General features: G+C 65.5%; 7 protein-coding genes. All 7 read left to right on the top strand.

What is annotated here, in order from left to right; all coding sequences use genetic code 11:
- Window positions 1–116 precede the first annotated feature (116 nt).
- Complete coding sequence (locus tag KA261_11280; GenBank protein ID MBP7698380.1) at window positions 117–1,292, top strand: cysteine desulfurase; 1,176 nt, start codon at window positions 117–119, stop codon at window positions 1,290–1,292.
- Window positions 1,293–1,358: 66 nt separating this feature from the next.
- Window positions 1,359–2,531, top strand: coding sequence for a tRNA 2-thiouridine(34) synthase MnmA (gene mnmA / locus KA261_11275; protein MBP7698379.1), 1,173 nt, complete (start codon window positions 1,359–1,361; stop codon window positions 2,529–2,531).
- Window positions 2,532–2,628: 97 nt separating this feature from the next.
- Window positions 2,629–3,306, top strand: a complete 678-nt coding sequence (locus KA261_11270) for a metal-dependent hydrolase (GenBank protein MBP7698378.1) — start codon at window positions 2,629–2,631, stop codon at window positions 3,304–3,306.
- 189 nt (window positions 3,307–3,495) lie between these two features.
- Window positions 3,496–6,327 (top strand): AsmA family protein, encoded by a 2,832-nt coding sequence (locus KA261_11265; protein MBP7698377.1) that lies wholly within the window; start codon window positions 3,496–3,498, stop codon window positions 6,325–6,327.
- 247 nt (window positions 6,328–6,574) lie between these two features.
- Entirely contained in the window at window positions 6,575–8,437 is a 1,863-nt protein-coding gene (locus KA261_11260; GenBank protein ID MBP7698376.1) for a PAS domain-containing protein, read from the top strand.
- Window positions 8,438–8,608: 171 nt separating this feature from the next.
- Window positions 8,609–9,484: a YicC family protein gene (locus KA261_11255; protein ID MBP7698375.1), complete on the top strand. Its 876-nt coding sequence runs from the start codon at window positions 8,609–8,611 to the stop codon at window positions 9,482–9,484.
- Window positions 9,485–9,503: 19 nt separating this feature from the next.
- A complete protein-coding gene (gene gmk, locus KA261_11250) occupies window positions 9,504–10,118 on the top strand; it encodes a guanylate kinase (GenBank protein MBP7698374.1) in 615 nt (204 codons plus the stop codon).
- Window positions 10,119–10,141: the final 23 nt, after the last annotated feature.

The following is a 10,141-nucleotide window of genomic DNA, read 5'->3' as shown; positions in this document are numbered from 1 at the left end:
CCTCCCGGTTGCGGCGGGAACCGGTCACGGCGTGAGCCGGTTTTTCCCTAGCAACCGGCGCGGTCCGTCCCGGCCGTCGGTGGTTCGCTGAAGAGAAAGGGTGCACAATAGAGACTATGGATCAAATTTACCTCGATCACAACGCGACCACGCCGGTGGACCCGGAAGTGGTTGACGCCATGCTGCCGTACCTGTCGCACACGTTCGGCAACGCGAGCAGCCTGCACTACTTCGGCCGCGAAGCCAAAGCGGCGCTCGAGCGGGCCCGTGAGGAGGTCGCCGCCTTCATCAGTTGCGACCCCGGCGAGTTGTACTTTACCTCGGGCGGCACTGAGTCCGACAACATGGCCGTACTCGGCGCAGCCTTCCAGCGGCGCGACCGCCGCCGGCACGCGGTGTACGGCGCGACCGAGCACCACGCCGTCATGGAGGCCTGCGAGTATCTGGTCCACCGTCACGGGTTCACGGCCGACGCCGCCCCGGTCGACAGTGAGGGGTTCGTCTCGCCCCGGCGGCTGGCCCGCCTCGTGACCGATCAGACGGCGGTTGTGTCGATCATGCACGCCAACAACGAGACCGGGACCATCCAGGACCTCAAACCGCTCGTGCAGGCCGCCCACGAAAAGGGGGCGTGGTTTCACACCGACGCCGTGCAGTCGTGCGGGAAGATTGAAATCAACGTGCGCGATCTCGGGCTCGAACTCCTGTCGCTGACGGGTCACAAGATATACGGCCCCAAGGGGACGGGCGCGCTGTTCATCCGCGACGGCATCAAACTCACGCCGCTCATGTACGGCGGCTCGCACGAGAAGAAGCGCCGCCCCGGGACCGAAAATGTCGCCGGCGCCGTTGGGCTGGCCAAAGCGCTCGAGATCGCCCGCCGCCGCATGGAAGAGGACTGGATCCGCCTGAGCGACCTGGCCGACTTCTTCATCGACCGGGTGCTTACCACGATCCCGCACACCTACCTCAATGGCACCCGCATGGGACGCATTCCCCAGGTCTGCAACATCTCTTTCACCGGCGTCGAAGGGGAGTCGATCCTGCTGGCCCTCGACCTGGAGGGCGTCGCCTGCTCCTCCGGTTCGGCCTGCACCTCCGGCGCCACCGAACCGTCCCACGTGCTGGTCGCCATGGGAAAGGACCGCGTGGTCGCGCAGGGAGCGATTCGCTTCTCCCTCGGCCGCTCCACCAACCGGGAGCAGCTCGACTACGTGCTGGCCAAGCTGCCGCCGATCATCGAGCGTCTGCGGTCGCTTTCGCCGCTGTACCAGGAACGGATGAAATCGTAGGCCCGGACCGCCGGGTCCCCGGCCCGCAGGAAGACGATTGCCATGCCCCCCCGCGTTCTGGTCGCCATGTCCGGCGGCGTCGACTCCTCCGTCGCCGCCCTTCTCCTCAAAGAAGAGGGGTACGAAGTTGTCGGCGCCCACATGAAACTGTGGGACTACGTCGACGTGGGCGGCGACCGGCACCGCGACGGCCGCTGCTGCTCGCTCGACGCCGTCACCGATTGCCGCCTCGTGTGCGACCGCATCGGCGCCCCGTTTTACGTCCTCAACATGTCCGCGCCGTTCCGCGCCGCCGTCATCGAAAACTTCGTCTCCGAGTACCGCGCCGGCCGAACCCCGAATCCGTGCGTCCTCTGCAACACCGACATCAAGTGGAGCGGTTTCCTCCACAAAGCCCGCGAGATCGGCTGCGATTACATCGCCACCGGCCACTACGCCGTCATCGAACAGGGCGAGAACGGCCGCTGGCGCATCCGCAAGGGGGTCGACGCCACCCGTGACCAGTCCTACGTGCTCTGGGGCGTGTCCCAGGATGCGCTCGCCATGACCCTCATGCCGCTCGGCCGCCGGTACAAGAAGGACGTACGCGCATTCGCCGCACGCGTCGGTCTCCGCACCGCTGCGAAACCCGAATCGCGCGAAATCTGCTTCGTCGCCGACAATGACTACCGCCGCTTCCTCCGCGAGTGGGAACAGAAACATGGGCTCAAGCGCCGGCCGGGGGAGATCGTCCACGAGGACGGCCGGGTGCTGGGCCGCCACGCCGGTACGGTCGATTTCACGGTCGGCCAGCGGCGGGGGATAGGCCTGGAGCATCCCCTCCCCGAACCCGTCTACGTGCAGCGCATCGACGCCATCTCCGGCCGCGTGACGGTCGGGTCCAACAGCTCGCTCTTCCGCGATGAACTCGTCGCCGAGCGCGTCAACTGGGTGGCCCATCCTCCGCCGGCCCGGGACCAAACCTCAACGTATGCTGCGGGTGAGAACCCTGGCGGTCCTGCCCCGGCCGCCGCCGAGTCGCCCGCGGCCGGCGCTGCGACAGCGACCGGGGTGTCTTTCGACGCCCTCGTCAAAATCCGCTACCTTCATACGCCCGGCCACGCCCGGATAACGTGTCTGGCTGACGGCCGTGTGCACGTGAAATTCACCGACCGGCAGCGCGCCATCACCCCCGGGCAGTCGGTGGTCCTTTACGACGGCGACATCGTGCTCGGCGGCGGCATCATCGCCGGCCCGTGACGCCGGCGCCCCGCCCCCCTTGACTTCCCGCCGCCCGCGCCCTTACTTACGCAGAGAACGCTGTTCGTACCCGTAATCGGTGCCAAGGAGGAGTCTCATGCCGCATATCCAATGGCTCGGCCATTCCTGTGTGACGATCACGGAAGGTCCGCATAAACTCATCATCGACCCGTTCCTGAAAGACAACCCCAAAGGGGCCGCCAAGCCGGAGACGATCGACATCGGGTGGATCCTGCTCACTCACGGCCACGGCGACCATGTCGGCGACGCGGTCGCGATCGGGAAGCGGACCGGCGCCACCGTCATCGCCAGCTTCGAGCTGGCCAACCTCTGCGCGAAAGAAGGGCTGAAGGTGCACCCGATGCACATCGGCGGCTCCCACGAGTTCCCCTTCGGCCGCGTGAAACTGACGATTGCCCATCACGGCGGCGGGTACGGTCCGGACGCCTCCCGGTACACCGGGCCGCCGGTCGGTTTCCTCGTCACCATCGGGGGGAAGACGATCTATCACCCGGGCGACACCGGCCTGTTCCTCGACATGAGACTGATCGGCGAGATGAACCGGATCGACCTCGCTTTCCTGCCGATCGGCGACAACTTCACGATGGGGATTGCCGATGCGGTCAAAGCGGTCGAGTTCCTTCAGCCCAAAGTCGTCATCCCGATTCACTACGGCACGTGGGATCTGATCGCCGCCGATCCCGCGGAATTCGCGGGCAAGGTCCGCGGCGCCCGGGTCGAGCTGCTTTCGCCCGGCGGCCGCTACACGCTCTGACCGATTTCGCCACGGCGCCGGGCGCTTGCCCGGCGCCCCCCGCCAATTGCCCCCCGCGAACATTCTTCCCCCGCCGCGTGCTATAAAGAACGGCGCGGTCGCCTCGGCGCGCGCTTTTTGTTGCTTTTCGCGGTCGGATGGCGAGATTATTCCGTGCCCTGGCAAGGGCCAACAAAAGAAGGTCGAACCATGAAGAAGCTGTTGAAGATAGTCGCGTGGATCGTCGGCGCCATCGCCGCGCTCCTCATCGTCGCCATCGTCGGCGTGATGGTGTTCTTCCCCAAAGAGAAAGCCAAAGCCCTCATTGTCGAGCGCGGTTCGCAGGCGCTCGGCCGGCCCATCTCCGTGGCCGCGGTCGATGTATCGTTCTGGGGCGGCCTCGGCGTCGTTCTCCGGGGGGTGGCGGTCGCCAACCCGCCCGACTGGCCGACCGCCGATACGATGTTGACGGCCGAGCAGATCGACGTGAAACTCAAACTGCTCCCGCTTCTCTCCGGCGAGTACCGCCTGGCCAGACTGGTCATCGACCGGCCGGTGATCGTGCTGCACAAGACCGGCAGCGGCGCCGCCAACTACGCCTTCCCGGTCACCGACACGGCACGGGCGGTGCAGGCGCTGCCGGAGGAAACCCGCGCGGCCGCCGTCGCCGTCAGTTTTGACCGGCTCGCCGTCAACCGCGGGCGGCTCACCTACATCGACGACAGCACGGGCGTGAGCGTCGCCCTGAACGACTTCACCCTGTCCACAGCACTGGCCAACCCCCGGGCCAACGTCTTCCGCTCCGAGGGGAACCTGGAAATTCCGCAACTGGTCGCCGTCCTCGAAGGCACCGTCCCGCCGTTCGCGCTCGGTTTGCGCTACCGGGCGGAGTATGATCTCGGGGCGAAGAAACTTCTCCTCGACGATTCCCGCGTCCGCATCAATCAACTGAATTTCGCGCTCTCCGGCGAACTCAGCCACGGGGGAGCGGCCCCTGTCGCGCGCGGGCACATCGCCTCCGACCAAATCGCCGTGCGCGATCTGTTCTCGCTTTTGCCGGCCCCGCAGTTGGCCATGCTCCAGGATTACACCATCGAAGGGGACTTCGCGCTCGAGGCGGATGTCCGCTACGACGTAGGGGCCCCGGACACGCTCGATTACTCCGGTTCCGCCCGCATCAGCGACATGCTCCTCGAATACCGGCAGGTGCCCGGCCAACTGCGTGTCCCGTCCGCCACCGTCGACTTCAAGCGCGACAACGCCCGCCTCAACATCAGCGACGCATCGTTCGCCGGAAAGCCGCTCAAGGGGTATGTCTACGTCGAAAACTTCGCCGCCCCCGTCGTGAACGCCGAACTGACCGGGGAAATCAACCTCGGCCTGCTCCGGCCGTTTCTCCCGGCTGCGAATCGCCCCGAGCTGGTCGGCGACGCGTCGTTTTCGGTCAAGGCGTCCGGGCCGGTCCGTCAGGTGGAGGAGCTGGAGGTATCGGGAAATGTCCGGGTGGCCAACGGTCGCTACGCCGCCGCCATGCTCCCCGAGCCGGTTGAATCGTTTTCGCTCGACGTGTACTTTGACAAAAGCGTGGTCCGCGTCAACGCCCTCGATGCGCGCATGCCCTCGGGCAATCTCTCGTTCAAAGGGCGGGTCAACGATCTTCTCCCTTACCTCATGGCCGATTCCCTTCACCCGGTGAAAACCGGGCCGGCGGTCGACGGCACGCTCGAGGCGCAGGTGAATCTCGCCATGCTTAACCCCTTCCTGCCGAAACAGGGAAAACCCGAGATTGCGGGCAAGCTCCAGACCAGCCTCCAGTTGGCCGGTGACATCCTCGAACCCTCCGGCCTGCGCGTGCGGGGGACGCTGGCCGTGGGCGAGGGGGCCTACCGCGATACCGCCCTGGCCGAACCGATCGAACACTTCGACACGAGGATGACGATCATTCCCGATACGATCAGGATCGACGAACTCAACATCAGGTTCACCACTTCCGACCTGAGTCTCACCGGATCGCTGATCGATCCCTTCCCGTATCTGCTGCCGCTGAAGTCGGTGGATCGAACGCGGGCGGCCAAACCCTTCCTCCAGTTCGCCATGACCTCGCACCGCTTCAATGTCGACAGCCTCTTTCCCGACACCCTCCCCTCCGGCGACGCCGCCGACGGCGGTCCGGCCGCCGGCGATACCCTCGTCCCCTTCATTCTCCCCGACATCGACGGCCGGGGGGTCGCGCGCTTCGATACCGTCATCTACTGGAACGTGCCGTTCTCCGATCTCACCGGCGACGTCACGATCAAAGATCGGGTGGTCCGCGTCACCAATGTCGTCGGCCGCGTCTACACCGGCACGGTGACGGGGGAGACCTCCATCGACCTCAACAACTGGCTCGCCCCGGCCTACGACGGCCGGTTCAACGCCACCGACATCGAGGCTAATGATTTCGCCCGCCGCTTCACCAGGTTCGGCGATTTCGTGTACGGCAAGTTCAACCTCGACGGCAGCTTTCAGGCCTCCGGGTGGGATGCCGACGCCATCATGTACTCGCTGAACATGAACAGCGCGGCGCGCATGCGCGAGGGGCGGCTGGAAACCTCGGGCGCCGTTCTCACCGCGCTGCAGACCGTCGGGAGTCTCGTCGGCGAACAGCTTGGCCGCACCTTCAACCTCCGCAATGCCCGGACCGACATCGCCGTCGACAGCGGCCGCGTCCGCTTCGATAAGCTCTCCGCCGCCCTCGGCGACATGGGCGATCTCGAACTGAACGGATTCTATTCGTTCGCCGGCGAGGTCAACTACACCGGGACGCTGCTGCTCAGTCCCGAACTCACGCAGAAATTCCTCTCCCAAGGCGTGCTCGGCGAGGTCTCGAGTTTCCTGGGCGGCAGTTCCGCTGTGAAACAGGTGAAGCTGCCGGTCACCATCGGCGGTTCTCTGGACGACCCGAAGGTTGATATTAACTTGAAATCGATCACCGAACAGGCGGGCAAGAGCGCGGTCGAGGGCGCCGCCGACAAGCTCAAGGGCCTGATCAAGAAACCGTAGGCCGCGGCCGGCCCGCGCCCGCCGGACCGTCGCGTCGCGGCCGTCCGCAACCGATGCCCCTCTGACGGGGCAGAACCCTCGCCGATCTGCGGGGCAATTCTGCCCCGCAAAGTTGTCCCCCGCCGGTGAATAATCCCCTGCATGTGTCCGATATAACCGAAGTACGGGACGACGGCGGGCGGTCCGCCGGGGGGAGATGCCTTCGGCTGCCGCCGGCAAGCGGCGGGCGATGTTGGAAGAGGTTTGCATGCCGACGGTTCGACAGCAGAAACCGGGCGCCGCGGTGGAGATGAACGCCCGCGCGATCGCCCGCTGCGGCGTGTGCAAGGTCGATCTCAAGGGGCGCTTTGTCTTTGTCGATGAGCAGGCTCAGCAGCTCTTCGGCTGCCCGGGTGAAGAGCTGTTCGGAAAAGCCCTCATCGACTTTGTCGACGAAGCCTCGCGGGCCGTGGTCAACGAGATTCTCTCCCGTCGCAACCACTACGAAATCACGTTCGACCACATTGGGTTGACGCTCGTGGTTCCCGGCGCCGCCGCCATCCGGGCCGGGGCGATCGTCACGCTCAATTTCAACGCCGGCAACCCCGTCAATTTCCAGTTCATCTTTCTGGCCGATAACGCCGTTGCCGTCGACCTCGTGCGCGACCCGCACGCGGCCGCCTACCGACGGCTGGTGGCCTATCTCGACGGCCGCGATCTCACCGCCGACTGGCGCGGCTATCTCGGCGAACTCCAGTCGTTCTCCGGGGCCGTGCAGGTGTGCGCCTACTTGGTCTCGCCCGACCGGCTCGAGCCGCGCAGCAGCGCGCTGGACGCGGGCGACGGCGTCACCTCGCTTCCCTCGATCGACCCGACCGGCCCTCTCCACCGCCAGGTCGCCGACACGGGGGAGACCTACGATTTCACCGACCAGCGGTCGATCCAGCGCGCCGTTGAACTTGGCGCACCCGCTCCGAACGAGGTGATCGCCCGCCTGGCTCTCGACGAGGGTCAGGCGGCTCTCATCCGGGTGATCTTTCCTTCCGACATCGCCGACAACGATGCCCGCGTACAGGCCGACCGCACCCGCTTCGCCCTCGAGCTCACCCAGCGGCTGCTGGCCCCGCCGCCCCCCTCTGCCGATGACCGCACGGCCGACAACATCCAGTTTGCGATCGGGCTGCTCGACGGACTCGGGATCGGCGCCATGATGGCGGACTCGCGCGGCAAGACCGCCGTCTACAATCCGGTGCTCGCCCGGCTTTTCCAGGTGGAGGATGTCTCCGTCGATCTGGTGGAACTGGCCGAGATTCTCTCCGGCGGCGCCGCCGAGGAGCGGCAGCGCCTCGATGATTTCCTGCGCGGCGCGGCGCGCCCGAGCACCGGCGCGCTGGAGCTGGCGCGCGTCGAACTCCCCGCCGGGCGCCCCGGCCTGCTGGCCGTTCTCCCGCTGGCCGAGAATCCCAACGACCGCACCGCCTTTGTCGCTATTGTCCCCGGCGCTCTGGCCGCCGACGCCGCCGACGTGCTCGCGTTCGGGCGGACCCTCCTGAGCCGTCTCGGAGCCGACACCGCCGAAGCCGTGGCGCTGAGCGCCCGGCTGGGTCAGAGGAGCGCGGCTCTGGATGCGGAGGGCAAAGACCAGCTCCACCGGCTCACCGAGTCGCTTCAGGATCTCGGCCGCCTGACGCAGGATCTCCGGTCGGCGCTGGACATCTCCAGCCGGGTTCAGGCGCCCGAACTGACCGACCTCAACATCGTCCTCCACCGCGTCGTTAACCACGTCAACCGCGGCCGGGGCGGCCAGCCGCTGCGCGTCCACACTGACCTGATGCCCAAGGTCTCAACGTCCCGGCGCGCCGTGACGCTGGCGCTGGAGAACCTGCTCCAGGCTGTCGCCACCGGTGCCGACCGGGCGACCGCCACCGTGCGGATCGCCGCCGAACTTAGCGGACCCTCGGCCTGCCGCCTGACAATCACCGTCGACTCCCCCCTCGATCGAAGCCACAACGACTTCGCGTTCGGTTTCAGCGCGGCCCGGCTGCTCATCCGCAGCATCGGGGGCACGCTGCGCGAGGAGCCCCGCACCGCCGGCGTCGGCTTCGTGATCGCCTTCCCGGTGCAGCCCTGAACGATCGTTCGCGGCGCCGCCAACCCTGCGCCGTTGGCCGCCTTGCTCCTTCGTGGACAAGCTCTTAGCAGCAGCCGGACGAGAAAAGTGACACGCCGCTCCCGGTTTTGCGGTTGACAAAAGATTCCCACCCCCTATTTTGGACCCTGTCTTTCGGCAGGAATTATGACAATGGATTCAATGACCGGTTTCGGCAAGGCCGAATTCAAGTCTGCACTGGGTACGTTCACCGTGGAGGTTTCCAGCGTGAACAACCGTTTCCTGGAGGTATCCGCCCGATTGCCGAGGCAGTTTTCGGCGATGGAGCCAAAAGTGCGCGAGTTGGTCGGCCGCCATGTGAATCGCGGCAAAGTCTACATCTATGTCGGATTCTCCGAAGGGGAGGAGAATACCGATCGATTCTCTATTAATGTGAAGGCCGCCGCGGCCTATGCTCGCCAACTGGCCGCCCTGCGCGACCAACTCCATATCGGGGGTGAGGTTACGATCGGCGACCTGCTCGTGTTCCCCGAGGTTGTCAAAAGCGACGAAACCGCTTTCGAGGACGAGGAAATCTGGGAGCAGCTCGAGGCCCCGCTGGCTGAGGCCATGACCGCTCTCGTGCGCATGCGGCGCCGCGAGGGAGAAGCTATGGCGCGCGATATGAAGCAGCGTCTCGACCAGATCAAGGAGATCACCCGGGCGGTCGAGAAGGAGGCTGCCCAGAGTGTCGACCGCTACCGCGACCGCCTCCTCGTCAGAATCTCGGAACTCGCTGAAACTATTCAGCTTGACCCCAACCGCCTGGAACAGGAAGTGGCCCTCCAGGCCGAGCGCTCCGACATCACCGAGGAGTGCACCCGTATGTTCAGCCACATCGACCAGTATGACGCCGACCTGCGGCGCGATGATCCGGTCGGCAAACGGCTCAACTTCATCCTCCAGGAGATGAATCGCGAAGCCAACACCATTGCCTCCAAGTGTACCGAGGCCTCGATTACCCGCCTGGTGATCTCCATGAAAGAAGAAATCGAGAAACTGCGCGAACTCGTGCAAAATGTGGAATAACCAGGGCGATGGCATCCTCATGACCCCGACCGGAAAAGGAAAAGTCGTCATCATTTCATCCCCCTCGGGCGGCGGCAAGTCCTCGATTTGCCGCCAGCTCCTGGAGCGAAACCCCGCCTGGCGGTTCTCGGTCTCCTACACCACGCGCAGCCGCCGGCCGGATGAAGTCCACGGCCGCGAGTATTTCTTCGTCTCGGCCGACGAATTTCGCCGTCTGGCCAAGCAGGATTTTTTCGCGGAACACTGCCGTGTTCATTTGTATGAATACGGGACGCCGAAGAAACCGCTGGAGGACGTGCGGGCCGAGGGCGGCGTCGTGCTCCTCGATATCGATGTCCAGGGCGCGGAGAAGATCAAGGCGGTGTTTGCCGACGCGATCACGATCTTCATCCTCCCCCCGTCGATCGCGGCGCTGCGCAGCCGCCTGAGCACGCGCGGAACCGAGACGCAGGAACAGCTTCAGGTGCGGTTCGAAAACGCCACCCGGGAGATGCGCCTGTGGCGGCGTTTCGAGTACGCCGTGATCAACGATACCCTTGCGACCGCCGTGCGCGAGGTCGAGTCGGCCATCATCGCCCACCACTGCCGTACCGACCGCCTGGCGCCGGAACAAATAGAAAACATCATTGGTTAATACGACCGGTGCGGAACCGGTAA

It is taken from the genome of Candidatus Zixiibacteriota bacterium (genome assembly GCA_017999435.1).
Classification (GTDB): domain Bacteria; phylum Zixibacteria; class MSB-5A5; order GN15; family FEB-12; genus JAGNLV01.
This window is presented reverse-complemented; position numbering and strand designations above follow the sequence as displayed.

Excerpts from the sequence above, each read along its gene's own strand:
- KA261_11280 (MBP7698380.1), top strand. The coding sequence starts at position 117 with ATGGATCAAATTTACCTCGATCACAACGCGACCACGCCGGTGGACCCG.
- mnmA (MBP7698379.1), top strand. The coding sequence starts at position 1,359 with ATGTCCGGCGGCGTCGACTCCTCCGTCGCCGCCCTTCTCCTCAAAGAA.
- KA261_11270 (MBP7698378.1), top strand. The coding sequence starts at position 2,629 with ATGCCGCATATCCAATGGCTCGGCCATTCCTGTGTGACGATCACGGAA.
- KA261_11265 (MBP7698377.1), top strand. The coding sequence starts at position 3,496 with ATGAAGAAGCTGTTGAAGATAGTCGCGTGGATCGTCGGCGCCATCGCC.
- KA261_11260 (MBP7698376.1), top strand. The coding sequence starts at position 6,575 with ATGCCGACGGTTCGACAGCAGAAACCGGGCGCCGCGGTGGAGATGAAC.
- KA261_11255 (MBP7698375.1), top strand. The coding sequence starts at position 8,609 with ATGGATTCAATGACCGGTTTCGGCAAGGCCGAATTCAAGTCTGCACTG.
- gmk (MBP7698374.1), top strand. The coding sequence starts at position 9,504 with ATGACCCCGACCGGAAAAGGAAAAGTCGTCATCATTTCATCCCCCTCG.